This window comes from Mycobacterium timonense, assembly GCF_025821985.1.
In the GTDB taxonomy this organism is placed as follows: Bacteria; Actinomycetota; Actinomycetes; order Mycobacteriales; family Mycobacteriaceae; genus Mycobacterium; species Mycobacterium avium.
Genome location: NZ_JACKSY010000051.1, coordinates 94,020 through 120,721, shown reverse-complemented (window position 1 = coordinate 120,721; position 26,702 = coordinate 94,020). Strand labels below are relative to the sequence as shown.

General features: G+C 68.6%; 20 protein-coding genes. 12 read left to right on the top strand and 8 right to left on the bottom strand.

The window, feature by feature from the left end:
• Window positions 1-36: 36 nt before the first annotated feature.
• The 5 genes from H7I87_RS14610 to H7I87_RS14590 form a co-directional block, all read right to left on the bottom strand.
• Window positions 37-2,439, bottom strand: coding sequence for a hypothetical protein (locus tag H7I87_RS14610; protein ID WP_033718843.1), 2,403 nt, complete (start codon window positions 2,437-2,439; stop codon window positions 37-39).
• Window positions 2,436-3,185 (bottom strand): NUDIX hydrolase, encoded by a 750-nt coding sequence (locus H7I87_RS14605; protein ID WP_003878297.1) that lies wholly within the window; start codon window positions 3,183-3,185, stop codon window positions 2,436-2,438. The genes H7I87_RS14610 and H7I87_RS14605 overlap by 4 nt, the downstream gene beginning before the upstream one ends.
• Before the next feature lie 86 nt (window positions 3,186-3,271).
• Window positions 3,272-3,574, bottom strand: a complete 303-nt coding sequence (locus H7I87_RS14600) for a hypothetical protein (RefSeq protein ID WP_224164012.1) — start codon at window positions 3,572-3,574, stop codon at window positions 3,272-3,274.
• A 13-nt stretch (window positions 3,575-3,587) separates the two neighbouring features.
• Window positions 3,588-3,836, bottom strand: a complete 249-nt coding sequence (locus tag H7I87_RS14595) for a hypothetical protein (protein WP_224111707.1) — start codon at window positions 3,834-3,836, stop codon at window positions 3,588-3,590.
• Window positions 3,837-3,946: 110 nt separating this feature from the next.
• Window positions 3,947-5,428, bottom strand: a complete 1,482-nt coding sequence (locus tag H7I87_RS14590) for a putative alpha/beta hydrolase (RefSeq protein ID WP_263424462.1) — start codon at window positions 5,426-5,428, stop codon at window positions 3,947-3,949.
• 170 nt (window positions 5,429-5,598) lie between these two features.
• On the opposite strand from H7I87_RS14590, the gene H7I87_RS14580 reads away from it, so the two are divergent.
• The 5 genes from H7I87_RS14580 (at window position 5,599) to H7I87_RS14560 (ending at window position 10,916) form a co-directional block, all read left to right on the top strand.
• The gene (locus tag H7I87_RS14580; protein ID WP_033727434.1) at window positions 5,599-7,041 is read left to right on the top strand and encodes a CCA tRNA nucleotidyltransferase; all 1,443 of its coding nucleotides are present in this window, start codon (window positions 5,599-5,601) and stop codon (window positions 7,039-7,041) included.
• Between the two features lie 24 nt (window positions 7,042-7,065).
• Window positions 7,066-7,575 (top strand): hypothetical protein, encoded by a 510-nt coding sequence (locus H7I87_RS14575; protein ID WP_023862109.1) that lies wholly within the window; start codon window positions 7,066-7,068, stop codon window positions 7,573-7,575.
• A gap of 46 nt (window positions 7,576-7,621) precedes the next feature.
• On the top strand, window positions 7,622-9,589 hold the full coding sequence (locus H7I87_RS14570; RefSeq protein ID WP_033727433.1) for a putative alpha/beta hydrolase: 1,968 nt from the start codon (window positions 7,622-7,624) through the stop codon (window positions 9,587-9,589).
• A gap of 134 nt (window positions 9,590-9,723) precedes the next feature.
• Window positions 9,724-10,053, top strand: a complete 330-nt coding sequence (locus H7I87_RS14565) for a DUF2563 family protein (RefSeq protein WP_033727445.1) — start codon at window positions 9,724-9,726, stop codon at window positions 10,051-10,053.
• 209 nt (window positions 10,054-10,262) lie between these two features.
• Window positions 10,263-10,916, top strand: coding sequence for a hypothetical protein (locus tag H7I87_RS14560; protein WP_080708794.1), 654 nt, complete (start codon window positions 10,263-10,265; stop codon window positions 10,914-10,916).
• Between the two features lie 850 nt (window positions 10,917-11,766).
• On the opposite strand, the gene H7I87_RS14555 is transcribed toward H7I87_RS14560, so the two are convergent.
• The gene (locus H7I87_RS14555; protein WP_011726586.1) at window positions 11,767-11,946 is read right to left on the bottom strand and encodes a hypothetical protein; all 180 of its coding nucleotides are present in this window, start codon (window positions 11,944-11,946) and stop codon (window positions 11,767-11,769) included.
• Window positions 11,947-12,361: 415 nt separating this feature from the next.
• Here H7I87_RS14555 and H7I87_RS14550 point away from each other — a divergent pair, with 415 nt between their 5' ends.
• The 5 genes from H7I87_RS14550 (at window position 12,362) to H7I87_RS14530 (ending at window position 21,473) form a co-directional block, all read left to right on the top strand.
• Complete coding sequence (locus H7I87_RS14550) at window positions 12,362-13,621, top strand: DUF5631 domain-containing protein (protein ID WP_011726585.1); 1,260 nt, start codon at window positions 12,362-12,364, stop codon at window positions 13,619-13,621.
• A 244-nt stretch (window positions 13,622-13,865) separates the two neighbouring features.
• Entirely contained in the window at window positions 13,866-14,651 is a 786-nt protein-coding gene (locus tag H7I87_RS14545) for a hypothetical protein (RefSeq protein ID WP_029412241.1), read from the top strand.
• A gap of 280 nt (window positions 14,652-14,931) precedes the next feature.
• Window positions 14,932-15,768: a transglycosylase SLT domain-containing protein gene (locus H7I87_RS14540; protein ID WP_033724977.1), complete on the top strand. Its 837-nt coding sequence runs from the start codon at window positions 14,932-14,934 to the stop codon at window positions 15,766-15,768.
• Window positions 15,769-15,770: 2 nt separating this feature from the next.
• A complete protein-coding gene (eccB, locus tag H7I87_RS14535; protein WP_009979957.1) occupies window positions 15,771-17,258 on the top strand; it encodes a type VII secretion protein EccB in 1,488 nt (495 codons plus the stop codon).
• A 3-nt stretch (window positions 17,259-17,261) separates the two neighbouring features.
• Window positions 17,262-21,473 (top strand): type VII secretion protein EccC, encoded by a 4,212-nt coding sequence (locus H7I87_RS14530; RefSeq protein ID WP_023867179.1) that lies wholly within the window; start codon window positions 17,262-17,264, stop codon window positions 21,471-21,473.
• Here the strand turns inward: H7I87_RS14530 and H7I87_RS14525 are convergent.
• Together H7I87_RS14525 and H7I87_RS14520 are read right to left on the bottom strand one after the other, a co-directional pair.
• Window positions 21,460-24,318 carry an MMPL/RND family transporter gene (locus H7I87_RS14525; protein WP_062891087.1) on the bottom strand — a complete coding sequence of 953 codons (2,859 nt, stop codon included), beginning with the start codon at window positions 24,316-24,318 and terminating at the stop codon, window positions 21,460-21,462. The two genes, H7I87_RS14530 and H7I87_RS14525, sit on opposite strands and share 14 nt — an antisense overlap.
• The gene (locus H7I87_RS14520; protein ID WP_003874340.1) at window positions 24,311-24,691 is read right to left on the bottom strand and encodes a hypothetical protein; all 381 of its coding nucleotides are present in this window, start codon (window positions 24,689-24,691) and stop codon (window positions 24,311-24,313) included. Before H7I87_RS14520 ends, H7I87_RS14525 begins: the two co-directional genes overlap by 8 nt.
• A 132-nt stretch (window positions 24,692-24,823) precedes the next feature.
• Between H7I87_RS14520 and H7I87_RS14515 the strand changes: the two genes are divergently transcribed.
• Window positions 24,824-26,044, top strand: a complete 1,221-nt coding sequence (locus tag H7I87_RS14515) for a sensor histidine kinase (protein WP_023880692.1) — start codon at window positions 24,824-24,826, stop codon at window positions 26,042-26,044.
• Window positions 26,041-26,697: a response regulator gene (locus H7I87_RS14510; RefSeq protein ID WP_063967075.1), complete on the top strand. Its 657-nt coding sequence runs from the start codon at window positions 26,041-26,043 to the stop codon at window positions 26,695-26,697. The genes H7I87_RS14515 and H7I87_RS14510 overlap by 4 nt, the downstream gene beginning before the upstream one ends.
• Window positions 26,698-26,702: the final 5 nt, after the last annotated feature.

Sequence of the window (26,702 nt, the reverse complement as noted above, 5' to 3'; positions counted from 1 at the left end):
GGCGGTGGTGCGGTGCGGCCTGCCGGTAGGCGGGGTTCATACGCGGTGCTCTTGTTCGACGCGCGGGTCGGCGAGGTCGGGCTGGGCGGCGTGCCGGGCATCGGGGGGATCGGGGCGGTCCAGGTCGGCGCGATCGGGCTGGCCGCGGAAGCGGTGCCACAGCCGCCGGCCCGCCAGCAGCACCAGCACCGCCGCGGCGGACAGGGTGATGGCGAACAGCACCTTGCCGTAGGCGTTGGAGTGCACCGACAACCGCACCGGCTCGCCCAGCCGCATCCCGTCGGCGGTCCGCAAGGTCACGTCGACCGCGACCCGCTGGGTGAAGTTAACCTCGATAGGGATCCGCAGCGGCAGGTACCCCGGCGGCAGCTCGATCACCCCGACGTCGGTGACGTTCATGCCGGGCGGGGCGTCCACGTGCACCCGCACCCGGATCGGCACGGCCAGGCCGTTGTGCAGCGCCAGCGGCAGCGGACTGTGCTCGGTGGCCAGGGTGTAGGAGCCGCCCGGGTTGACGATCGTCACGGCGCCGAACAGGTCGTTGATCGTCTTGCCGACCACCGCCAGTCGCTGCTGGGCCAGCCCGTTGCGGCTGTCCGGCGGTTCGGATTGGCTCAGCGCGCGCAGCATGTCCTCGCGCAGCGGCGCGGTGTACTGCACGCCGGTCAGCCCGGTGCGGTCGTCGGTCATCAGCGCCGACGTCAGCCCCCACAGCCGGCCGACCTGACCGGTGATCGCGCCGGTGACGTCGTCGTTGAACTGCCCGCGGGTCGAGCCGTCCGCGCTGACCTGGTTCGCCGGTGGGCCGCCGGTTTGTGCGGCCTGGGTGGCTTCGCCGATCACCGCCGGCAGCGGGCGCGGCACCGCCAGACCGGAGCGGATGCTGGTGGTCAGCGCGGTCAAGATCACCTGCGCATCGTCGGCCTGCAGATTCCAGGTCGCCGGGGGGACCAGGAGCTGGGTGCGGGGGGTGTCGTCGTGGCGCAGCGCGTGCCAGAACATGGAGCCCAGCGCGTCCTGGCGGCGGGCGGTCACCGAATCGTGAGCCAGCCGAACGGTCAGCGACGAGTCGAGGTAGGTCGGCACTTCGGGGTTGACGCCGGCGCCGGCCAGCGCGGCCCCGACGGCCGGGTCGAACGGCGCCGCCACGACCTGCGGGGACACCCGCCGCGGCGCGGTGTCGACGCTGGTCTCCGAGGAGCCCTGGGCGTCGCCGGCCGACAGGTCGGCGGCGGTGACCGCGACGGTGGTCTGGTTGGCGCCGAGCAGTTTGACCGCCCGGCCGGTCAGCCGCCCGTCGGGCATCAGCGTGGCGCCGCGGGTGGAGGGGACGTCCAGGATCTTGTCGACGATGCTGTTGACGCTGGTGAGGGCGGTGTTGCTGAGGCCCGGGTCATTGACGCGCTGCAGGGCATCGAGGTCGGCCTGCGCGTAGGGCAGCGGGGCCACGCAGGTGCGGTGCGCCAGCGCCCGCAGCCGGTTGAGCCATTCGGTCGCGGTGGCCTGCCCGGTGCCCGGGTGGGTGGGGGTGCCGGGCAGTTGGGCCGGCCCGTCGGGGGAGTCGGAGACGACGTAGCCCGCGGTCATGGCGTTGACGGTGACCAGCAGATCCGGGTCGACCGCCAGGCACAGCGCGCGGCCGACGGCGCCGTCGGGGTCGACGTCGTGGCTGGTGGCGACCTCGGCCGCGGCCAGCAGGATGTCGAGCCGGCCACCGCTGGCCAGCGAGGTGGCCAGGTCGTCGTCGACCAGGCGGACGGGGATGGTGCCGCCCGGCACGCCGGGCGCCAGCCGGGGCCGGTCGGCCAGTGGCCACAGCATGGTGATCCCCACCGGTTTGGAGGTGTCGGGTGCGACGGCCGAGCCGAGGTCGTCGGCGCGGTCCGGCGGCACCCCCACCACGGGCAGCAGGAAGCGCGCGTTGTCCAGCCGCGCGGGCGCGCCGTAGTCGGGCGTGCCGTTGACGTTGACCAGGACGGGATAGATGCCGGGCTTCTCGACGCCCAGCGACTGCTTGGTCAGCGCGCGCAGCGGCGCGGACAGGGTGAAGCCGACCTCCTGCCCGCGCTGCAGTTCGGGTGCGACGGTGAGAAAGTCGGCGGCGGCCTGGTACTGGTCGGTGTCGCCGTCCAGACTGGTGCGCAAACCCGCCGACGCGGTGACCGGGCCGGCGTGCTCGAGGCGGACCATGACGTCGCGGACGGGCCGGTCGCCGATGTTGGTCACCATGCCGCTGACCGTGACGACGGGCGGGCTGGTGGTGGTGACGACGTCGGGGGTGACCTGGTCGATGCGCACCCGGACGAACGGCGTCACACCCGGCTCGCCGGCGACCGCGCGCGGTGTCACCGGCCCGGTGAGCACCGCTAGCCCGGCCAGGACGCCGAGCACGGCGGCAATGCGCAACCCGCCGGCCCAACACAAACGCGGCGCCGTCACGGCCCCGGTCCGTGGCCGTTCTTCCGGCCGGTGGCCGGTTTGTCCGAATGCCGCGTCTCCGAATGCCTTGTCCGGGAATGCGTCTGCGGGCGGCGGCGCGGGGAGCTGGGCGGCAGCGGCGGAAGCGCGGCCGGGCCGTCGCTTTGCAGCTTGTCGATCAGCTCGTCGGCGACCCGGGCCAGCCGGCGTTCGTCGGCGTAGGCCAGCCGGGACGGCAGCTCGCGCATCGGCACCCAGGCGACCTCGGCGACCTCGAGGTCCTCGTCGGAGAGTTCCCCGCCGGAGAAGCGCATTAGATAGTGGTGCACGGTCTTGTGCACGCGCCGGCCGTCGGTGACGAACCAGTAGTCGATGCGGCCCAGCGCGGCCAGCACGCTGCCCCGGATGCCGGTCTCTTCGGCTACCTCTCTGATCGCGGTCTGTTCGGCGGTCTCACCGAGCTCGATGTGTCCTTTGGGCAGCGACCACAGCATCCGGCCGCGCCGGTCGATGCGCCCGATCAGGGCGGCGACCTGCGATTCTCGGGGTCCGTCCAGGCCGTCGATGACCAGGCCGCCGGCGGAGGTTTCGTGCACGGTGCGCAGCCGATCCGGGGCGCGGCGAGCGGCACGGGATCGGCGGGGCTTGGTGGCGGTCGAGTCGCCGGTCAGTTGACCGTTGGTCTGTTTCTCCGACGACGTTGCAGCACCACGACCGCGGCGCCGCCCCCGGCGCCGACGTGGTTTGCCTTGTTCGCCGTCCGACACCCAAGCGATAGTAGCTGGCACGGCATGTTCTCCTGGACATACTCGCCGCTGGGTGGGCGTGGGAGGACCCGGCGGAAGGCGTCTCGTCAGATCGGGCCGATCGCTTGGGCAATGAGCCAGACTGGAACGAAGATTAATACCGACAACGGCGCCGAGACGCTACCCCAAAGCATCCCGCGGCCGATCTGGCCGGTCTTGCCGCGGCCTCGCGCAACGAAGGCACCAATTACCGCATACGCAAGCAATACAGGTACCGCTAGAAGAACCAAGATCAGCCAGGGCATGAAAAGCCAAGTTGCAAAGTCAATCACGAGGATATGCGCAAGGGTGACTAGAAAACTGAGCGGCCCGTAACGGCCATTCAATTGGGCAGAAGGCGCTCCATCCACCGGCATACCCCTTTCATCGCATGGTCAGGTAGGCGTAAAGGACGCCGCCGACGAGTACAAGGGCGGAACAGCCGGCGAGGCTGAGCGAGATACCGCGACGTCGTGAGGACGGCGTCCACGCCAGTGGGACGCTGATCGACAAAGACACCGCCGAGGCGATCAGCGACGCAGTCACCATCCAGGCGCGTTCGCCCGCGTACGCACTATGCGTTTTGAACGGCCCCTCACCCAACAGCCATAAGGTGAGCATCAGCAACGCCAAGACACCTTGCACGACAAATGGTGCAGATACGGTCGCTATACGCCACGCCTCAGCATCAAAGAATGGCTCGCGAGCCGAAGAGCGCATAACTAGTCGTCCTGACTTCGTGATCAAGCGGGAACTGCACTGCCTGTGGGCAGAGGGGGCACAGAAGGGATGTCGGTGACTGGTCCAAAGTCGGTGGCAGGTAGGGGAGTCGGCACATCGTACTTTGGATTCCATCGGCCGGTGTCGAACGGCGCGAATGCCTTACCGCCGAGCGGACCTACGTCGTGGTGCCGGGGCAAATTCAACAGGGGTCCGTCTGAGCTGCCGGATCGCGCCGGGTCGGTAAGCACCGTGTGCGTCGTGCCGCCTGGCCGATCTTGATACACCTCCAAGGAGGGGTAATTGCTGCGCGTGCCATTCACCTGCACACCTTCCGGCGCCGGGGTGAAGACCAGGTCACCGTTGACCGTCACCGTGTGGTCCATAAGGGGTCCCTTGGGATCGGCGGAGATGCCTGGCGCGAAAGGATTACCGGCGTCGTACTTAATCCGGACCGATCCATCGGGAAGCTGCGTCACGCTGCCTTTCGGAATGCCGACCTTCACGGGGCCTGGCCCGCCTGTCGAATTCTCTTCGACGGAAGGATTCTGCCTCAAGACAACGATGCCATTTTCGTAGTCGATGTATGTGGTTACCTTGGTATCCTCTGGGTCGAAATTGGGATTGGCCCCGCGGTTGTTCCCAAGATCTCGCTTCCAAGGCGGAAAGCTTCTTACATCGCGTTGTTCGATCCACTGCGAGACACGGACCACTCCCTGCCCGGGTACCGGGCGGATCCTGACCACCCGGATCTCCGATTTGGCGCCGTTGAACTTGGAGTCATAGGTCTGCGAATCCAGCGCGGCAGCGGTCTCCCAGTCTGCGGCCGAAGATGGTTCACGGCCAAAGACCTGTTTGAAGGCCTCGATCTGGTTGTGACGACGTTGGTCCTGCGAGGGCGATTCCGGAACGTCGCCGTCGAATGCCTGGATTGGCGGGTCGTACCCGTCCTGCTTACGCAGGTTGGCCATAGAAGTGTGCAGCTGCTGAGAATATTGATCGCGGATTCGCGTCAGATTGGCTACTGATGCCTTGGTGTCATCGATCGCATGCTTCTCGAGTCCGTCGATGTAGTGATTGAGCAACTGCCTCTCCGAAGCCGTCAACTGAGGGTTCTTCTCCAGCTCGACCGCCTCACCGACTTGATCGTCGAGATCTTGCAGCGCGCCTTCGAGCGAAGAAATCTCGCCCCTTCCCGACCGTTGGGCCTCGGCCAGTGCGGCCGCGACCTTCTCCAGATCGGCTCCGATTTCCGGTAATTGAGCTGCTTGTACCCCGAGTGAGGTCGTGGTCCGTTGAACCTCGGCCGAGCCGTTGATCGGATTCTCGCCGTTCTCGTGTGTCCAAGCCTGCTCGAAGCGACCCCGCGCCAGGTTGAACGCGGCTTCGGCTTCTCCCGTGGATCGTCCGGCGTCATGAAACGCTTTTGCAAGGTTTGAGATCTGGGCCGGCCGGCCGCTCTGCAGTGTGGCGTTGATCTTCCACGGGTCTCCGCCCGCGAACATAATCAGTGCGGCCTTGCTTATGTATCGGAGATGCACCGCAACGTCCCGCCGTTCACCCTTCTCGCTGCGCGTAAGGCTACTGAGACTCCGCGCCGGGTCAATTCACCTTTGATCCCGTGCGAGGCTCCTCACACCGGCTTTTGGTGCAGGTCCGACTAGGCTGGTCGAACGTGCCTGACGCCGCCCAGGATGCCGAGCTGCTGACCGCCGCCGCGGTCGCGCTCAACAAGCATGCGCCGATGCTGCGCGAGCTGGGTCCTGCGTTCGACGCCGCGGGCCACCAGCTCTACCTCGTCGGCGGTTCGGTGCGCGATGCCCTGCTGGGCCGGTTGAGCCCCGACCTGGACTTCACCACCGACGCGCGCCCCGAGCAGGTGCAGCAAATCCTGCGGCGGTGGGCCGACAACCTGTGGGACACCGGAATCGAGTTCGGCACCGTCGGGGTCGGCAAGGGCGACCGCCGCCTGGAGATCACCACCTTTCGCGCCGACACCTATGACCAGGTGTCCCGAAATCCCCAGGTGCGCTTCGGTAATCGCCTCGAGGACGACCTGTGGCGCCGCGATTTCACGGCCAACGCCATGGCGGTGCGGATCACGCCCGACGGGCCGGGCGAATTCCTGGACCCCCTGGGCGGATTGGCGGCGCTGCGCCAGCGGGTGCTGGACACCCCGGCCACACCGGAGGAGTCGTTCGGCGACGATCCGTTGCGGATGCTGCGCGCGGCCCGGTTCGTGTCGCAACTCGGCTTCACCGTCGCGCCCCGGGTGCGCGAAGCGATCGAGCGGATGGCCCCGCAGCTGGCCCGGATCAGCGCGGAACGGGTGGCCGCCGAGCTGGACAAGCTGGTGCTCGGCGACGATCCGGTGGCCGGGATCGATCTGCTGGTGCACAGCGGAATGGGTGAGGTGGTGCTGCCCGAGATCGGCGGCATGCAGATGGCCATCGACGAACACCACCAGCACAAGGACGTCTACCAGCACTCGCTGACCGTGTTGCGTCAGGCGATCGCCCTCGAAGACGACGGCCCGGATCTGGTGCTGCGCTGGGCCGCGCTGCTGCACGACATCGGCAAGCCCGCCACCCGACGCCACGAGCCCAACGGCGGCGTGAGTTTTCACCACCACGAGGTGGTCGGCGCCAAGATGGTCCGAAAACGGTTGCGCGCCTTGAAGTATTCGAAGCAGATGGTCGACGACGTCTCGCAGCTGGTGTACCTGCATCTGCGGTTCCACGGCTACGGCGACGGCAAGTGGACCGATTCGGCGGTGCGCCGCTACGTCACCGATGCCGGGCCGCTGCTGCCGCGGCTGCACAAACTCGTGCGCGCCGACTGCACCACCCGCAACAAGCGCCGGGCCGCCCGGCTGCAGGCAAGCTATGACAGGCTCGAGGCGCGCATCGCCGAGCTGGCCGCCCGAGAAGACTTGGCGCGGGTGCGCCCCGATTTGGACGGCAACCAGATCATGGAGATCCTGGGCATCCCGGCCGGCCCTCAGGTCGGGGAGGCGTGGCGGTTCCTGAAGGAGCTGCGGCTGGAGCGGGGACCGTTGGATCCCGACGAGGCGACCGCAGAACTGCTGTCCTGGTGGCGATCTCGCGGGAACGGGTAGCCGCGGCCGCGCGTCCGACAATTTGTGGACTATTGCTTGGCAGGCGACGGCGGCGCGGCCGCGATCTGGCACGGTCAACCCGACCTCGACCTTGACGGCGACGGCCGTTTCGAATCGATCGGGCTGGATTTCGACCACGACGGGCTGCGCGACGATGCACTGGCGGATCTGGACGGGGACGGCCTCGTCGATCACGCCGTGCTGGATCTCGACAACGACGGCACGCCCGAGGCCTATTTCACCGACGACGGTTCGGGAACGTGGGCGGTGGCCGTGGACCGCAACGGCCAGCTGCGTTGGTTCGGCCTCGACGGCATCGAGCACACCGGCGGGCCCATGGTCGACTTCGACGGCCACGGCCGCCTTGATGCCCGGCTCGTCGATACCGACGGCAACGGGCTGGCCGACCGGGTTCTGCGCACCGACGAGACCGGTGTGACCGGATACGTCGACACCGACGGTGATGGCAAATGGAACGTCCGGCTGACTGACACCGACGGTGACGGTCTCGCCGACGGCGCCAACGCATTGTGAGTACGGCGTGGTGATCTGACGCGGCGTCGCGCCGGGGATACGGCCGATGCAGCTGCGCCACTTGAGCATTCCGTTTCTGGTCACCGAGGCCCGCGGTGATCCGTGGTCGATCGACTCGGGCCTGCAGGCTGGCCGTCCGGCGCAGATCGCCTCCCTGGCCCGGGCGTTCCATGACGCGGGGATGAGCACCGCGGAGGCCGACGTCGCGTTTGCGGCGGCCCGAGGTCGGTTCGAGGCGTCGTGGAATCACCGAAACGGCGCGCTGCCGATCAACGACTCCGCCGAGGTGCAGCGCGTCACCCGGGCGTTAGCCGTGGAGGGCCGGCAATTGCCGCGGATTGCAACCGATTTGGAGACCATCGCCGCGGTGCTGGCCGAATCCCAACGCACGTCCACGTGGTACATCGAAGCGCTGGAATATGACCTCGCGGCCATCGACGACGAGATCGGCCAGGCCCTCGAGGAGGCCGATCACTGCGCGGCCGAGGAGCTGCGCTACAGCGCCGTCACCGAGACCAAGGCAATCACGTTGGTGCTCGGACAGATTCGGGAGAGCTATTCCCGGCTCCTGCACAGCGCGCTGGCACGCCTGCAGGCCGACGGTGTCGACCCGGCGGACGTCAGGGGCGTCGACGAGTTGTCGATCCCGCCCGCCGACACCAGCCCTGAGCAGGTCAAGTGGTGGTGGGATTCGCTGAGTGCCGCTCAACAGCGTTTGTTGATCGATCAGCATCCGCAGGAGTTGGGCAATCTCAACGGTATTCCCGCCGAGGCGCGTGACTCGGTCAATCGGGCGACGATGACTGACGACCTGAGCAAGGTCGAAGCCGTCGCCCGAGTGCGAGGTGTATCGGTTGAGGCACTGCGCGACAACGCGCTCCACAACAGGGATATCGACATGTTCAGCAACCCGGCGTCCTACGGGCTCTGCGCCACCGACATCGTCCGGTACCAGAACGCGGTGAAGACCAACGACTGCCTCAACAAAGCGTGCGACCCCGGGTTGGCGCTGATGCTGTGGGCCTACGACCCGCTGGCGTTCGCGGGCAAGGGCAGGGCGGGCATCGCCATCGGCAACCCGGACAAGTCCCGCAACACCGCAGTCGTCGTGCCGGGCACCAACAGCAGCGTGCGCGGCGGGTGGATGTCCGACGGAGCCGACGACGCCATCAACCTCTACACGCAAGCGCAGCGGGCCGACCCCCACCACGCCACCGCGGCGCTGGCCTGGATGGGTTATGACGCACCGGAATTCGACGATTCGCACTGGGAGCAGGCCGTGACCGACCCGGCGAAATTGGAACAGGTCGGCACGCCCTGGAGGGCGCGGCAGGCCGGTGTGCTGTTGGCAGGCGACGTCAATGGGCTGGCCGCCACACACGACGCGGGAAGCCGGGCTCATGTGACGGTCATCGGCCATTCCTACGGGTCGACGACCGTGGCCGACGCGTTCGCCAACAGCGGTATGCGCGCCAACGACGCGGTGCTAACCGGTTGCCCGGGCACGGATCTGGCGCACGGCGCCGCGGACTTTCACCTCGACGGCGGCAGGCTGTATGTGGGTGCGGCGTCAACCGATGCGATCAGCTGGATCGGCGAGTCGGGTCGCGGTCTGCCCAATGGGCTCAACGAGACGCTGGGCGGTCCGCTGGGTCCGCTGGCCGGGCTGGGCACCGACCCGGCGCATGCCGGTTTCGAGGCCGTGCGGTTCCGCGCCGAAGTTGCCGGTTCGCACAGCGTCATGCCGTGGTTCACCGACCACTCGCACTACTATGACGTGGGCAGCGAGGCGCTGCACAACATGACCGAGATCGTCACCGGCCGCGGCGACCAGTTGGCGGCGGAGGGCATGCTGGCTCGCGACCGAGACGCGGCGCGGGTGTCCATTCTCGGCCGGGTGCACACTCCGTTGGGGACGCTGTCGCTGCCGCGGGTGGAGATCCGTATGCCGGTGGTGGTCGATCCGGAATGGGAGCGGCCGGCACGCTCGGTCACCAATGGGCACGGGTTCTAGCGGCCGTTGGCCGTTGGGCGGGGTGTGGGTGTCTGGTGACCGGCCGGCATTGGGGTGAATTGACCGCCCGGTGCGCCGCGTTTAGCCTGATCACAAGGCTTAATGCAAAGGTTCGACGCAGGGAAGGAGTGCTGATGTTCGTCGATACCGACCTTTTGCACTCCGGAGGCAACCAGTCCCATCGCGCGGGCGGGCACGCCCGGAACGGGGCCGATCAACTGGCGGGCGGGACCGTAGCGTCCGGGATGTTCGGTGACTTCGCCGCCGCCGACGCATTCCATAGCGCCGTCGCGGTCGCGCACGAACAACACGTCAACAACCTGCAGGCGCACAGCGAGACGCTGACCGGTGTTGGCACCAAGGCGCACCACGCGGCCAACAGTTTCACCAACATAGATCAGCAGAACGCGACCGAAATGCGCGCGCTGCGACCCAGTTCCAGCCCGTCACCATCGAACGCTTGAAAGTTGGGGTGGAGGCCGATCCTTTATCGGATCGGCTCGACCATTGTGCCCCTGAGGCACTAAAAGCCTTACGACGCTTGTCTGTTCGTCGTGCCATCGGGATCGCAGGGGACCCATGCACCGTCAACCACGGACTGCGTTCTCGCCGAGAATCGGGGGCAGCGACGCTTTCACGGCTGCTGGACCGCAACCACCCGGAGTCGCGGTGATTGCTCGTTACGCCGTTAGCTGTTCAACTATTGGAGCCGAGTATTCGGGATACGGTCTCGAAGGGCGATTGCAGACACTTAGGAGGAAGCATGGTGGGGGATTTGCCGCCGGCCCCTGGGCAGGGGCCAATGACGGGGCCGCCGAATCCGACGCAGTGGGCGCCAGCTTTTCCTCCTCAGCCGTCTCGTTCGAGGACATGGCCGGCGGTCGCCTTGGCCGCGGTGGCTGTTCTGCTGGGCGGTGCGGCTCTGGTGGTCGCGCTGACACGGCCTACCGGTGGTTCGTCAACGGTTTCCTCGACCACCTCAACGACGCCCTCGTACACGGCAGAGCAGACGGCGGCTGCGCATCAGAAGTTGTGCGACAGCTACAAGCTTGCATCGCGCGCAGTTCAGATTGACACCAACGGTGATAATCCTGCTTTTGCAGGAATCTCGACTGTAAATGCTGCGGTCATACTGGAACAGGCAGTGCGAACTAGCCCCGAGCTATCAGCCGCCGATCGAGCTGCTGCACTTGCATTGGCCGCGGCGTATAGCCACGCCCAAGCAACTGCCAGCTTGGTGCAGACACGCGACGATCCCGTTTGGCGCTCAGCGGCTAACGACGTGAATGCCAAGGATTCTGAGATGAAAAGGGTCTGCGGCGGTTGAGGCTGCGGCCACGCGTACTTCGCCGCCCGCTAGACAGCGATGAAGGGGTTTGGGCGAATCACTATCCTCGCACCGAGCGTAAGACGTTCCTCGAATGTGATGGACCGCTGCGACCTGGCAGGCTTCTTTCGGTAGGGGTGCGCGCTTGAGTGCACCTGCCAAGTTATGAGTGCCGGATCTGGTCCGTCCCGTTCAGAGCTTGCTGTGACCCCAGAGTGGTTCGTCAGCGGTGAATTGCTGTCTTCCCGTGGCCTGCTCCACTATTAGAGCAGCGGGAGTAGCCGGCGTGTCACGCACTAGACAGGACGTTCTGATTGAGGGAGGGCACATCGTGGCTGAAATGCCTCCAGGCCTTTATCGGCGCCCAGCCGTCCATCGTCCGGCAAGGATCACGCCCTCCCAATACCCGTTGGGAGCATGGACACGTTCGCGTTTGTTGATGGCAGTTGCGGCTCTCGCAACGGCGTCGGTAGTTGTCGCCGAAGGCCGGAGCGCAGAAGCCAACCCGCACGCCAACAACATCGCAACAAAAGTCGCAACGAAAAAGGTATGCGGTGGGAGTTGACCTTCCGGCGGGAACTTGGACAGCGGCCCTAATCGGACCCTGGTGGCCGGCGCCGTCGACGGCCTTACGGGCTGGCGCTCAACATTGGAGTGAAGCATGCGTCGAGCAGCAGGCTTATTCGCAGACCCTGCGGACTCAGTGGACGTTGTTCGCTGCCCACAACCAAGGCCATACGGCAGACGATCTTATAGATCGGTTCCAACAGGGTGAAAAATTTCACCTAGACCTCGCTGAGAAATATCAGGCTAAGGCATCGGCATTCAATTCCGCTGCGGACGCCACCGATTATTTGCGAAGCAGGTTGTCAGAGATAGCCAATACAGGCAACAACGAGATCAACCAGATTCTGGCGTCGAAAAAGCTGCCTCCGGAGAAGTTAGCTGAAATACAAGCAGTCCAGTTGCGCTGTAATGCCGATGCCGCGAACGCTAGCCGCGACGCGGTCGACAAGATGATGGCGGCCACGCAGAAGATTCTTGATGCTGACGGTGTCGGTGGCGATGCTCGGAGTTGGGCGCGAGCAAACGGCTTTAACACTGATGATGCTGCGGCGCCCCCGGCGATAGGTAAGGACGACCTCGGAATGGCGCTGACAAGTCCAGGAAAGCTGGGAGACAGTGGTATTCATGCGAAGTCAGCGCCCAGTCACATCGGTCCGACAGCGCAGCCATCAGGATTTGGAGAGAGTGGAATTCACGGTGGGCAGGGAGCGTCGGGCGGAAGCCCGAATGCGGCACCAGCCGCATTCGGGAATGCCACCGTTCCTGGCGGCCAGGTACCAGGAGGTGGTGCTACGGGCGTTGCCCCTGCCCCGTCGTTCTCCGCCGCCTCGGGAACTGTCCCGTCGGGCGTCCCTGGCGTACACGGCGCGCCTGCGGCGATGGCGCCGTCGGGGCTGGGCCTCGGCCCGGGCGGGCAGCCCAACCTGGCGCAATCGTTCGCCTCTGGGTTGGCGACCGGCCAGGCGACAGGGCCTGGCGGACAAGCCTTTTCGGCGAACGCGCTGCAAGCGATGGAGACGGGGGCGCCGCAAACCCCGGCGGGCACACCGCCGGTAGCGCCGACCGTCCCCAGCGCCGGCGCCTTCATCGCGGCAACGCCTCCCGTCGACGCGCCGCCGGCCGCCGCGCCGGCCCCGTCGGCCGCAGGCGGCGCCGCTCCGGTCGCACCGGCGGTCATGACGGGTGGCTCGTGGTCGTCCGCGGCGACCGGCGGGCCGTCGGTCCCCTCCGGGTCGTTGCCCGCCTACGGTTCCGATCTACGCCCACCGGTCTTGGCGGCGCCATCGGTGCCGTCCGCGCCCACCGGCCCGGTCTCCGGCGCGCCGGTGGCCCCCTCGCCGGCATCGTCGCCATCGGCGGGCGGCACGCTGGTCTCCCCGGTGGAGCGCAGCGCCGCGTCGGCCGCGGCCGGCCAGGCCGGCGCGGGCTCCTCGACGCTGGCGAACGCATCGGCGGTATCGGCGGCCGCGGGCGCGACCGCCGGCGCCGCATCCAGTCGGGCGGCCGAACAGCAGCGGCTGCAGCGACTCGTCGACGCGGTAGCCCGGCAGGAACCCCGCCTGTCCTGGGCGGCGGGGCTGCGCGACGACGGCATCACCACGCTGCTGGTCACCGACCTAGCGAGCGGGTGGATTCCACCGCACGTCCGGCTGCCCGCCCACGTCACCCTGCTCGAGCCGGCCGCCCGCCGCCACGACGCCAACGTGGTGGACCTGCTCGGCGCGGTCACGGTCGCGGCCGCCCATCACGCCAATACCTATGTGGCCGAACCGGGTTCGGACGAGCCGACGCTCAGCGGCGATCGGCCGGCCCGCTCGGCCGCACCGCAGATAGACGAGCTGGGCCCCACGCTGGTGGACGCCGTCCGCCGTCGCGACGGCCTGCCGCGCATCGCCCAGGCGGTCGCGGCACCGGCGGTGCGGAAGACGGGTGTGCTGGAAAGTGAAATCCGGATGCTGCGCGAATGCACCGCCGAAATTCAGCACGCGGTATTAACGGCATATCCCCATCACGACCCGGCGGCTGTCGGGGACTGGATGCTTTTGGCGGCCATCCAGGCGTTGATCGACGGCCACGAGTACCTCGCGCACTATCACCTGGCCTGGTTCCAGGCAATCAACCACCGCGCCGGCTCGTAGCCCGCATTCCTCGGGTGAATACCTTTATCGGCGCGCTGTGACAAAATGGCGATACGAATGATCGCCAGCGCTTGGATAAGCGTCGAACGAGCGGGGTGGAGGTGAGGTCGTGGGTGGTCCCGGGGGAATTATCAAAAATGATCTGCCGACTACTACGGCGATAGTCGGGGGACCACCGGCGTCGATTCCGCGGCCGTTTCCGGTGCCGCCGGGCGGTACGTCACCCGCCGACGCCGGGCAGGGCATGGTCGGCGGGGCCGGCAACGCCAACGTCCCCAAGGACGCCGCCGACGCCGCCGCCGCCGACGCGGACCGCAAGGCCCGTGCCGCCGACGCCGCCGCGAAGTTCCCGGCCAACGAGGCCAACGGCTCGCAAGAGATGCAGATGCTGCAGCAGATGCTGTCCAGCGTCACCGGCGCCCTCGGCGGGGCGATGGGCGGCGTCATGGGACCGCTCACCCAGCTTCCCCAGCAGGCGATGCAGGCCGGCCAAAGCGCCCTGCAGCCGCTGATGAGCGCGGTTCAGGGCGCCCACGGCGCGGCGTCGCTGGCCGACAACGCGCATCTGGTCGACAGCGTCGGCGGCGCCGGATCCGGCCTGGGCGGCGGTGCGGGCGCGGGTGGCGGCGGCGCCGGCTTGGGCGGGGGCGGCACGGTTCCGACCAGCTCGCTGGGCCCGCCGCCGGTGCCGACGTCATCCCCGCCGACCACCCCGGCCGGCGCCAAAGCCGCGATGATGCCGCCGACCGGCGGGATGCCCGCCATGCCCGGACAAACCGGCATGACGGGCATGCCGATGATGCCGCCGGGCGCGATGGGCGCCGGCGGCGAAGGCGGCAACAAGGACAAGCCGGTCGAGAAGCGGGTCACCGCCCCGGGCGTGCCCAACGGCCAGCCGGTCAAGGGCCGCTTGACGATCCCGCCCAGCGCTCCGGGCAGCAAGCCCGGCGAGGCCAAGCCGACCGTGGTCACCAACCGGCCCAACCGCCGGATCGTGATCATGCCGTCCGACGACGAGCCCAAGGAATAGTCCACCCCGAAACCAGAGGTGAGTGGTCGGGTGGGTCCCACCGCAGTAGGGTCGCTACGTAATCGCGGCCGGCCGATCCCAACGATCCCCATGCGCGGGTCAGCCCGGATTGCCCGTTATTGACAGCAGAACTGTCGATACGTGCATGCTATTGGTAGGTCTGCGGCGTTCGCGGCCAGGAGGGTGTGGGAGTACTAGCTCGAGTGTCCGGTAAGGATGCGGCGCCGCCACGGCGCGCAGGTGGATCGGGGTGGGGAAGCCGGTGACCGATCCCCTGAGAATGCAAGCGGTCGCCGCGTTGTCGCGCGGCCACGAACTGTTCGCCGGCGCCCCTACCCGCGACCCCCTCGGTGCCCCGACGGCCCGGCCCCGCACCACGTCACCGTCCACGCTTCCGGCCGCCGTTGTCGCCCGGTCGGGTGCCTTGACGCAACGGCTGGCGCAGTCGGACGACGCCGACCGGGCGCTGCGGACCGGCCTGACGGCGGCGCGGGCCGATCACGCGCACGGCCGGGCGGCGACGGGCGCGGTGCTGGACGCCGCGCTGGCCGACGCGGCACCGGCCGCCGATACCCCGCTGGGCCGGCGCGAGGCCATGGCCCGCATGGCGGCGCGGCTGCGCACCCAGCATCGGCACATCAGCCGCTCGCGGCGGCGCGCGCGGCTGCTCGCGCTGCGGCTGCGACGCCTGCACTACCGCCACCGCCGTCCGGCCGCCGGGTCCGCCAACCAGCCCGGCGGACGCCCCGCGGTGCTGGCCGCCATCCGTAAAGCCTTGGATATCAAGGGCATTCACGACCCGGCGGCGCGGGCCCGCTGGGAGCGCGGCATGGACCTGGTGGCCCGTCGCGAATCGAACTACAACGCCGGCGCGGTCAACGACTGGGATGCCAACGCCGCGCGGGGCACCCCCAGCAAGGGCGCCTGGCAATTCATCGAACCCACCTTCGCCGCCTATCACCAGCGCGGCACCTCGCGCGACATCCACAACCTGGTCGCGCAGGCGTGCGCGTTCATCAACTATGCGATGGGCCGTTACGGGGTTGCCGCCGACGCGTCGAATCTCGCCGATCGGATTCAGCAGGCCGATCCTCGCCGATCACCCAAGGGGTACTGACGATGCCGCTGAGTTTGTCTAACCGCGACCAGAACTCCGGGCACCTGTTCTACAACCGGCGGCTGCGGGCGGCGACCACCCGCTTCTCGGTGCGCATGAAGCACGACGACCGCAAGCAGACCGCCGCGCTGGTGCTGTCCATGGTGCTGGTGGCCATCGCCTCCGGGTGGATGATGTTGCTGAACGTGCTGAAACCCACTGGCATCGTGGGTGATTCGACGATCATCGGGGACCGTGACTCCGGGGCGCTCTACGCGAAGATCGACGGGCGGCTCTACCCGGCGCTGAACCTGACCTCCGCGCGGCTGGCCACCGGGACGGCGAACCAGCCGACCTGGGTGAAACCCGCTGAGATAGCAAAATATCCGACGGGCCCGCTGGTCGGCATCCCCGGGGCGCCGGCGGCGATGCCGGTGCACCGCGGCGCCATTTCAGCCTGGGCGGTGTGCGACACGGCGGGCCGCCCGCGCAGCCCGGAAAAGCCGGTGGTGACCTCGATCGCCGGTCCGCTCGAGGGATTCGACCGCGCGGCACCGCTGCGCGACGACGCCGGATTGCTGGTGACGTTCGAGGGCAACACCTACGTGATCTGGGGAGGCAAGCGCTCGCAGATCGACCCGGTCAACCGCGCGGTCACGCTGAGCCTGGGCCTGGACCCGGGAGTGACGCTGCCGGTGGAGATTTCGCGGGCGCTCTTCGACGCGCTGCCCGCGACCGAGCCGCTGGGTGTGCCCCCGGTGCCGCTGGCGGGCACCCCGTCGACGTGGGTGTCGGGTTCGCAGGTCGGTGCGGTGCTGCAAGCCCAGACCGCCAGCGGCGGCACCCAGTTCTACGTGTTGCTGCCCGACGGGGTGCAAAAGGTGACCAGCTTCGTCGCCGACCTGTTGCGCAGCGCCAACTCCTACGGATCGACGGCGCCGCGGGTGGTCACCCCCGACGTGCTGGTCAACATTCCCGAGGTGACCTCGCTGGCGGTGGACTACTACCCGACCAAGCGGCTGAATTTCATTGACACCGCGGCCAATCCGACCACCTGCGTCGGGTGGGAGAAGGGCTCGACGGATCCGCAGGCGCGGGTCGTCGTGTACAACGGCCGCGGGCTGCCGACGCCGTCGTACCTGGACAACCGGATCGTGCATCTGGTGCGCGACGACCGCGACCCGGCCTCGGTGGTCGCCAACCAGGTGCTGGTGCTGCCGGGCGCGGCGAACTTCGTGACGTCGACCAGCGGCGTGGTCACCTCCGATTCCCGGGAATCGCTGTTCTGGGTGTCCGACAACGGCGTCCGGTTCGGGATCGCCAACGACGAATCGACATTGCGCGCCCTCGGGCTCGATCCGGGCTCGGCGGTGCAAGCGCCCTGGCCGCTGCTGCGAACCTTCGCCGCCGGCCCCGCGCTGTCAAGGGAGGCAGCGCTTTTGGCGCGCGACACGGTGCCCGCGTTGGGCAAGGTGGCTGTGGTGACCACATCGGCGAAGCCGGGAGGCTAGAGAATGTCCAAGAAAGCGTTCCCCATCAACCGCGTCAAGATCGAGCCGCCGAAACCGGTTCGGGTGGCACCCGCCGCCCCCATCGCCCTGCCGGAACGCGAACCGCGCAACATCTGGGTGATGATCGGGGTTCCGGCCCTGATCGTCGCGCTGATCGGCACCATCGTCATGCTGTACGTCTCCGGCGTGCGCAGCCTGTCCACCGGTTTCTTCCCGTTGATGGGCATCGGCGCCTTCAGCATGCTCGCGTTCTCCGGTCGCTTCGGGCGGGCCCGCAAGATCACCTGGGGCGAAATGGAAAAGGGCCGCCGCCGCTATCTCCGGGACCTGGACAGCAACCGCGACGAAATCCAAAGCGCCGTGTGCGCGCAACGCGAATGGCAGAACTCGGTGCACTCCGACCCGCGCGGGTTGGGCGCCATCATCGGCGGCCCGCGCATGTGGGAACGCGGCCGGGGCGACGACGACTTCCTGGAGGTGCGCCTGGGCACCGGCGTCCAGCATGCGCCGGACTCGGTGCTGTCGGTGACCTGGCCCGACATCGCCTCCGACGAGGAGCTCGAGCCGGTCACCGGGCAGGCCCTGCGCGATTTCATCTTGGAGCAGCGCAAGATTCGCGACATCGCCAAGGTGGTGAACCTGCGCTCGGCACCCGGATTCAGCTTCGTCGGCGAGGACCTGGACCGGCTGCGGTCGCTGATGCGTTCGGTGCTGTGCTCGCTGGCGGTGTTCCACAACCCGCGCGACGTCAAGCTGCTGGTGGTGACCCGCAATCCCGAGGTGTGGTCGTGGATCGTGTGGCTGCCGCACAACCTGCACGACGAGCTGTTCGACGCCTGCGGGTGGCGGCGGCTGGTCTTCGCCACCCCGGAGGAACTCGAGGCCACCCTGGGCGCCGAGCTGCACATGAAAGGCAAACGCGGTCCCTGGACACCGCTGGCGGCGGCCAGCCCCACCGCCATGGGCTCGGCGCTGGAAACCGCCACCGACACCGTCGATCTCGGCCCGCACCTGGTGATCGTCGACGACAACACCGGCAGCCCCGATGCCTGGGAGAGCGTGGTCGGCCAGGTCGGCAAGGCCGGAATCACGCTGCTGCGCATCGCATCCCGGGTGGGCACCGGAGTCGGCTTCGCCAAGGACCAGGTGTTCGAGCTCAGCGAGCGGCACAGCACACCCAACGGCTCGACCAACGGCGAAATCGCGTTGCGCCGCAACGGCTCGGACGCCGACGGCGAGGACGGCCGCCCGGCCCCGCTGCTGCGGGTGCGCAACAAGTTCTTCGCCCACGCCGACCAGCTGTCCATCCACCGCGCCTACCGGTACGCGCGGGCGATGGCGCGGTGGTCGCCGACCAGCCGCAGCGAGATCGACGACTCGGTCAGCGGCGCCACCGAACTGCTGCGGGCGCTGGGCATCAGCGACCCCCGGGAGTTGGACGTGGACCGGTTGTGGGCCGAGCGGCGGGGCCGCGGCGACGAACGCTGGTGCGAGGTCCCGGTGGGGGCGAAACCCAACGGCGAGCTGCAGAACATCATCATCCGGGCAAAAGACTTCGGCGGCTTCGGTTTCCACTCGGTGGTGATCGGCACCAGCGGCTCGGGCAAGTCGGAGTTCTTCCTGTCCCTGGTCTACGGCATCGCGCTGACGCACTCGCCGGAGACGTTCAACGTCATCTTCGTCGACATGAAGTTCGAGTCGGCGGCCCAGGACATCCTGGGCATCCCGCACGTCGTGGCCGCGCTGTCCAACCTGGGCAAGGACGAACGGCACCTGGCCGAGCGGATGCGCCGGGTCATCGACGGCGAGATCAAACAGCGGTACGAGCTGTTCACCTCGGTGGGCGCACGTGACGCCAACGACTACGAGGAGATCCGGCTCGCCGGGCGCGATCTGCCCCCGGTGCCGGTCCTGCTGGTGATCGTCGACGAGTACCTGGAACTGTTCGCCAACCACGAGAAGTGGATCAACCTCATCATCCACATCGGTCAGGAGGGCCGCGGCGCCAACGTCTTCTTCATGCTGGGAGGCCAGCGCCTGGACCTGTCCTCGCTGCAAAAGGTCAAGTCCAACATCGCATTCCGCATCGCGCTGCGCGCCGAATCCGGGGACGACAGCCGCGAGGTGATCGGCTCGGACGCCGCCTACCACCTGCCGTCGAAGGAGAACGGCTTCGGTCTGCTGAAGGTGGGGCCGCGCGACCTGGAGCCGTTCCGCTGCTTCTACCTGTCCGCGCCGTTCGTGGTTCCCAAGACCAAGGAGGTCGCCGCCACCGTCGACATGACGTTGACCAAGCCGCGGCTGTACAACTGGCAGTACCAGCCGCTGGACGCCGCCGATGCGACCGCGCTGGAGCAGGCCGCCGCCGTCGACGCCGAGCCGGACGAATTCCTTTACTACGAAGACGGTTTCAAGCGCAAGAAGATCGTGGACGTGCTGCGCGAGTCGCTGCAGAACGTGCCGCACCGCTCGCCGCGGCGGCCCTGGCTGGAGCCGCTGGAGGATCCCGAACCGATCGACGTCCTGGTCGCCGGGTACCGGGGCAAGCCCTGGCACGTCGACTACGGGCAGAACCCGGGCCTGATGTTCCCGGTGGGTGTCATGGACATCCCCGAGGAGTCCAAGCAGGTGGTCCACGCCGTCGACGCGCTGCGCAGCAACGTGATCGTGGTCGGCGCCAAGCAGCGCGGCAAGACCACCACGCTGATGACGCTGATGTGCTCGGCCGCAACGATGTACAGCCCGGCGCGGGTGACGTTCTTCTGCATCGGCGGGGCGACGCTGGCCCAGGCCGCCTCGCTGCCGCACGTCACCGACATCGTGTCCCCGAAGGACGCGGAGGGCATCGAGCGGATCTTGAGCAGCATGGACGCGCTGATCGACGCCCGCGAGAATTCGTTCCGGCAACTCAAGATCGACCTCGACGGGTTCCGGGAGCGCCGCTTCGGTCCGGGCAGTGACGGGCTGGGCGGCACCGACGCCAACGACCCGTTCGGGGATGTGTTCGTGGTGGTCGACGACTACGACGACCTGTACTCCAAGGACACCGTGCTGGGTGACCGCATCATCTCGTTGAGTAGCCGCGGCCCCGAGTACGGGGTGCACGTGATGTGCAGCGCGGGCGGCTGGATCCACGGGCAGCGGCAGAGCCTGCTGCAAAACGCCACGGCGCGAATCCAATTGCGGCTGGCCGATCCGAGCGAAAGCCAGATGGGGCACTCGTCGCTGGAGTCACGCGACGCGGCCCGGCGCACGCTGAACCGGCCCGGGTTCGGGCTGACCGACAGCCTGCACGAGCTGCGGGTGGGGGTGCCGGCGCTGACCGACCCAGCGACCGGCCAGATGGTCAGCATCGTCGACGTGGGTGCCCGCATCGCCGACGTCGCGGGCGTCACCAAGCACGCCACCCTGCAGCGGCTGCCGCAGCGGGTGGAACTCAAGACGATCCTGGAGTACCAGGCTGCACACCCGAGCGGGGACGACCTGTCGATCGCGTTCGCCATCGGCGAGCGGCACGAGCTGGGCCCGGTGCCCATCAACCTCCGGGAAAGCCCCGGGCTGATGATCCTGGGGCGGCAAGGCTGCGGAAAGACCTTGTCGCTGGTGGCAATCGGGGAAGCGATCATGAGCCGGTTCAGCCCGGAGGAAGCGCAGCTGACGCTGATCGACCCCAAGACCGCTCCGCACGGGCTGCGCGATCTGCACGGCCCGGGCTATGTGCGCGCCTACGCCTACGACCAGGACGAGATCGACGAGGTGATCACCGCACTGGCCCAACAGATCCTGCTGCCCCGGCTGCCGCCCAAGGGCCTGAGCCAGGAGGAGCTGCGCGCCCTCAAACCGTGGGAAGGCCCACGGCATTTCGTGCTCATCGACGACATCGGCGACCTGCGGCCCGATCAGAGCTACCCGCCCAAGCCGCCGGTGGGCGCGGCGTTGTGGAAGCTGATGGAGCGGGCCCGCCAGATCGGCCTGCACGTGTTCACCACCCGCAACAGCGCGAACTGGGCCACCCTGCAGATGGATCCGTGGATCAGGTTCCAGAACTCCGCGAAAGTCGCTCAGCTGTATATGGATAACGACCCGCAGAACCGGATCAACCGCAACGTCCGCGCCCAGGCGCTGCCGCCGGGACGTGGCCTGCTGCTCAGCGCCGACGGCGACGTCGAGGGCGTGCTGGTCGGGCTGCCGTCCACGGTCATCACACCGCAGTAGCGACGCTGACCGGTTGCGGCTCAACCGTTTTCACGACGCGTGCGACGCCGCGGCGGGGCAGGGGACTGGGCCACCAGAACCAGCGGCCCAACAGCGCCACGATGGACGGGACGATGAACGCCCGCACCACCAGAGTGTCCAGCAGCAGACCGACGGCGATGGTGGTGCCGATCTGGGCGATGCTGAGCACGCTGCTGGTCAGCAGCGCCAGCATGGTCAGCCCGAAGATGATGCCGGCGACGGTGACCACCCCGCCGGTGCCGCCGAAGGCGCGGATGATCCCGGTCCGAAGTCCCGCCGCCGCTTCCTGTTTGATGCGCAACGCCAGCAGCAGGTTGTAGTCCGCGCCGACGGCGATCAACGCGATGAACGCGATCGGGGCGACCGCCCAGTGCAGCTCCTGATGCAGCAGGTGCTGCCAGACCAGCACGCTGGCACCGATCGCCGAGGCGTATGACGTGACGACGGTCCCGACCACCACCAGGCCCGCCACGGGGCTGCGCAGCATCGCGGTGACGATCAGGAAGATCAGCACCAGCGCGGCGCCCACCAGCAGCCGGGTGTCGTCGGCCACGAAGCGCTGCAGGTCGGCGGTGACCGGGCCGACCCCGGCGAGGTCGACCTCCACGGGGGTCAGGGTGCCTTCCTTGGTGGCCTCCTTGATGGCCGCGCGCACCTGCTCGGCCCGCTCGGCACCGTCGGCGCCCCACTCCGCGCCGTCGCCGTACACCAACAGGTAAGCGGCGCAGCCGTTTTGCGAGATCAGGTGGTTCAGCACGGCGGTGTAGCGCGGATCGGTGAGCGCGCGCTGCGGCAGGTAGAAATCCGCGGCGGCACTGCCCTGGAACTGGGTGCTGATCTCGTTGAGGTAGTCGGTCAGCTGGCGCATCTGCGGCCCCAGCGTGTCGGATAGTCCCAGCAGATCGCGCGTCGCCGAACGCGCCTGCGTCAGGGCGCTTTTCATCGCGTCAACGTTCTGCGGCAGCCCGGCCATCGCGGTGGCGGCGGTGTTGGAGCCGGTGGTCAGTTTCGCGGCTCCGGAGCCGAGTTGCGCCGACGTCTGCACCAGGCTGTCGACCGGCGCCAGCACCCGGTCCACCGTCGAGCAGATCGGGTTGGCGGCGCAGTCGGGGGTCCGCCCGACGAAGTCGCGCAGCGGGTCGAGGTAGCCCGACACCGTGGTGACGTTGCGCTGCAGGCCGTCCATCCCGGCCCGCATATCGTCGGCCGCGCCCGACATGTCGGCCAAACCCGCGCTGCCGCCGCGCAATCCGTTGCCGAGGCCATCCACCGCGTGCTGGGTCTGCGCCAGCGCGCCGTCCAGCTCGGAGACCCGCGCCAGGCGCTGGGTCAGCGAATCCACGGTGTCGCCGAACTGGCGGCCCAGCACCCCGGCCTGATAGCTCAACGTCGCCTGTTCGGGCACCTTGCCGTCCGGGCGGCTGGCGGATTGCACGGCACGCACGCCGGGGACGGCCATGATGTGCCGCGTGATCCGTTCGATGGCGATCAAGCCCGCCGGGTTGCGCAGGTCGTGGTCGGCCCGAATGGCGATGACGTCGGGCAGCAACGCGTTCTCCGGGAAATGCCGGCCGGCGCTTGCGTATCCGCGGTTGGAGTCGGTGGACGACGGCGTGGCGGCGGGTTCGTTGAAGCCGATCCGCATGCCGGCCAGCGGCAGGGCGACCAGCAGGGTCAACCCCAACGCGGCGACCAGGATCGGACCGGGCCAGCGCGCCACGGTGGTGCCCACCCGGCGCCAGCGCCGCGCGGTGCGCGACGGCCGCGGTTCCAGGTATCCGCGCCGCACCGCCAGGCTCATCAGCGCGGGAGTCAACGTCAGCGCCGCCACCATGGTGGCCAGAATGCCGATGGCACAAGGTAATCCGGCGCTGCGGAACGATCCCACGTGGGCGAAAACCAGGCAGGCCAATGCCACCGACACGGTCAGCGCCGACCCGATCACCACGGGCGCGATGGAACGGTAGGCCACGGTCAGCGCCTGGGCCGGCGCGACGCCGCCGCGCCGCGCTTCGTGGTAGCGGCCCACCAGGAAGATCGCGTAATCGGTGCCGGCGCCCAGTGTCATGGCGGCCATCAGCGCAACCGAAAACAGCGACACCTCAACCACATTGCCCTGCCCGAGGGCGGCGACGACGGCGCGGGCCAGCGCGAGGGCGAGCCCCACCGAGATCAGCGGGATCGCCGCGGCGACCGGCGACCGGTACACCACCAGCAGCAACAGCAGGATCAGGCCGATGGTGGCGGCGGTGATCCCCAGCATCTGCCGGTCGATCGCGGAGAATTCGTCGACGATGGTGGCGCCGGGGCCGGTGACATGGACCTGCAGGCCGGCCGGCGGGCCGAGCTTCTGGGCGGTGGCGCGCACCGCGTTCACCGAATCGCGGGCCTGGGCAGTGCCGAGCATGCCGGCCAGCCGGACCATCACGCTGACGGCCTGGCCGTCGGTGCTCTGGGCGCCGGCCGCGGTGGCGGGCTGTGACCACAGGTCGGTCACCGCGTACACGTGCCGGTGGTCGGAGCCCAGCGCCGCCGTAAACGCGTCGTAGAACTGCCGATCGCCGGCGCCCAGCCGCTGATTGCGTTCCAGCACAACGTAAACGAAGTTGTTGCTCGGCGTCTGGTCGAACAACTGGGCGGCCCGGGCGGCGGCCACCGCGCTCGGGGCGCCGGGCGGCATGAAGGACCGGGCGTGGCTGTCGACCACCCGTTCCAGTTGCGGCACAGCCACATTGGCGACGGCCGCGGCCAGCACCCACAGCCCCACCACCAGCAGCGCGTACCGGCCGGTCAGCCGCCCGAGGATGCCCGGCCGGTCAGGCAACGGTCTGCCGATCGCCCGAGGGCCCGCCGAACAGGCTGACGGCGACGTGCTCACCGCGCGCCATCGACCGCATCCGCAGTGAGCGACGCGCGCCGATGGTCACCAGCGCGTGCAGCCCGGGCGAGGCGGCCTCGAGATCGGCCCGCACCTGTTCGGCCGACGTGCCCTCGTGGGCCGCCTGGTCGAGCTTGGCCACCAGCGTGGTGATCCAGCGCTGGCCGAGCGACAACATCAATCCCTCTGCGTCGCCGAACAGCTCGGGCACCCTGGGGGAGTTGTCGATCAACGCGAGCGCCGCGGACGGGTCGGTCTCGGCGGTCTTGATCACTTCGGCCATGAAGGCCATCCGGTCGTGCAGCAGTGCCCATGTCATGACTCGACGCTAGGAAAGTGCAAGCCCTCGCGCGTCGTGCCGAAGTTCAGTCTTTGCCTCCTACCACGGGCGGAGCCGGGTGCCGACCGCGGGATGATGTGGCGGCCGGCGGGGCTCTTCTAGGATTGGACGATGTTGCGCGCCGCAATATGTCACCTGCGCGAACAGCTTCGCCGCCGCGGCGAGCTGATTCCCGTCGGTCTTACGTGGGCGTCGCTGATCGCCGTCGATGCGGCCCTGCTGCTCGGCGGCACCATCGGGACGCTGCAGCGGCCCGCCGCCGACCTGCCCGTGTCGCTGACCGCGTTCGCCATCGCGCTGTCGCCCACGGTGGCGTTCTTCGTCTTCAACATGAAAATGACCCCGGGGCCGTTGTGGGCGACCTGGACGGCGTCGACCGCGCTGACGCTGTTCGGCACGTCCACGCCCATTCGCGCCGATTTCGCGCCGGCCCTGTTGGTCCTGATGGTCCTCGTCGTCGCGACGCTGGCCTCGGTGGTGGGCGGCCTGCTGGCCGCCGCGTCGGCGGCCGCGCTGTTGCTCACCGCGGCCGCGCTGCACCGCCTCGACGCGATCGTGTTGTACCTGGGGTTCATCGTGGTGGCCTGGCTGCTGGGCTACTTGATGCGCACCCAACGGTTGCTGGTGGCCGAACAGATCGAGGCGCAGCAGATGCTGGCCGAGCACGCCGCCGCCGACGAGCGGCGGCGCATCGCCCGCGAGGTGCACGACGTCATCGCGCATTCGCTGAGCATCACGCTGTTGCACGTGACGGGGGCGCGGCGGGCGTTGCAGCAGGATCGCGACGTCGACGACGCGGTGGAGGCGCTCGAGCAGGCCGAACGGCTGGGCCGCCAGGCGATGGCCGACATCCGCCGCACCGTCGGGCTGCTGGACAACTGGCCCACCAAAGCCGCGCCGACCACCCCCGAACCCGGCCTCGACGACGTCGCGTCCCTGGTCGACGGCTTCCGCCGCGCCGGCCTGGCCGTCACGCTGTGCGTCGAGGGACCCACCGATCACGTCTCGCCGGCGGTGGGGCTGGCGCTGTACCGCATCACGCAGGAGTCGCTGGCCAACATCGCCAAGCATGCGCCCGAGTCGAAAGCCGGTGTGGTGCTTGATATTTCCCCGGCGTCGGCGCGGCTGGCGGTCACCAACATACTGCCGGCGGCGGTGGTGGCCGCGCGGTCGCCGGAGGGGCGCGGCGTGCGCGGCATGCGCCAGCGCGTCGAGCTGCTAGGCGGTGCCATCGACGTCGGCCCCACCCGGGACGGGTGGTCGGTGTGCGCCGAGATCCCTCTGCAGGAAAGCGACGGCTCCTGGCGACCGTGGTGGTGTGGTAAGGCGTGACCGACCCGGCCCCCGAGATCACCGTGCTGCTCGTCGACGACCAGGACCTGGTGCGTTCCGGGCTGCGCCGGATCCTGCGCCGCAAGGACGGATTCGTCATCGTCGCCGAGTGCGCCGACGGCGACGAGGTGCCCGCCGCGGTCGCCGCGCACCGGCCCGACGTCGTCGTGATGGACCTGCGGATGCGCCGCGTCGACGGCATCGAGGCGACCCGTCGGCTGGGCGGCAGACCGCCGGTGCTCGCGCTGACCACCTTCAACGAGGACGAGCTGTTGTCCGGTGCGCTGCGCGCCGGCGCGGCGGGCTTCGTGCTCAAAGACTCCTCCGCCGAGGAACTGATCCGCGCGGTGCGGGCGGTCGCCCGGGGCGAGGGCTACCTCGACCCCGCGGTGACCTCGCGGGTGCTCACCACCTACCGCAAGGCCGCGCCCGGCTCCCACGGCGCCGCGATCGCCGAACTGACCACCCGCGAGCGGGACGTGTTGACGTTGATCGGAAAAGGCTTGTCCAACAGCGAGATCGCCGACGAGCTGTGCATCTCCGGGGTCACCGTGAAAAGCCACATCGGCCGGATCTTCGGCAAACTCGATCTGCGCGACCGGGCCGCCGCGATCGTCTACGCCTACGACAACGGCATCGTCGCCCCGCGCTGACGAGC

Bases quoted from the DNA above. Each gene is read 5' to 3' on its own strand.
- H7I87_RS14590 (WP_263424462.1), bottom strand. From the start codon at position 5,428: ATGTTCGCGGGCGGAGACCCGTGGAAGATCAACGCCACACTGCAGAGC.
- H7I87_RS14570 (WP_033727433.1), top strand. From the start codon at position 7,622: ATGCAGCTGCGCCACTTGAGCATTCCGTTTCTGGTCACCGAGGCCCGC.
- H7I87_RS14565 (WP_033727445.1), top strand. From the start codon at position 9,724: ATGTTCGTCGATACCGACCTTTTGCACTCCGGAGGCAACCAGTCCCAT.
- H7I87_RS14550 (WP_011726585.1), top strand. From the start codon at position 12,362: ATGGCGCCGTCGGGGCTGGGCCTCGGCCCGGGCGGGCAGCCCAACCTG.
- H7I87_RS14545 (WP_029412241.1), top strand. From the start codon at position 13,866: ATGGTCGGCGGGGCCGGCAACGCCAACGTCCCCAAGGACGCCGCCGAC.
- H7I87_RS14540 (WP_033724977.1), top strand. From the start codon at position 14,932: ATGCAAGCGGTCGCCGCGTTGTCGCGCGGCCACGAACTGTTCGCCGGC.
- eccB (WP_009979957.1), top strand. From the start codon at position 15,771: ATGCCGCTGAGTTTGTCTAACCGCGACCAGAACTCCGGGCACCTGTTC.
- H7I87_RS14530 (WP_023867179.1), top strand. From the start codon at position 17,262: ATGTCCAAGAAAGCGTTCCCCATCAACCGCGTCAAGATCGAGCCGCCG.
- H7I87_RS14520 (WP_003874340.1), bottom strand. From the start codon at position 24,691: ATGACATGGGCACTGCTGCACGACCGGATGGCCTTCATGGCCGAAGTG.
- H7I87_RS14515 (WP_023880692.1), top strand. From the start codon at position 24,824: ATGTTGCGCGCCGCAATATGTCACCTGCGCGAACAGCTTCGCCGCCGC.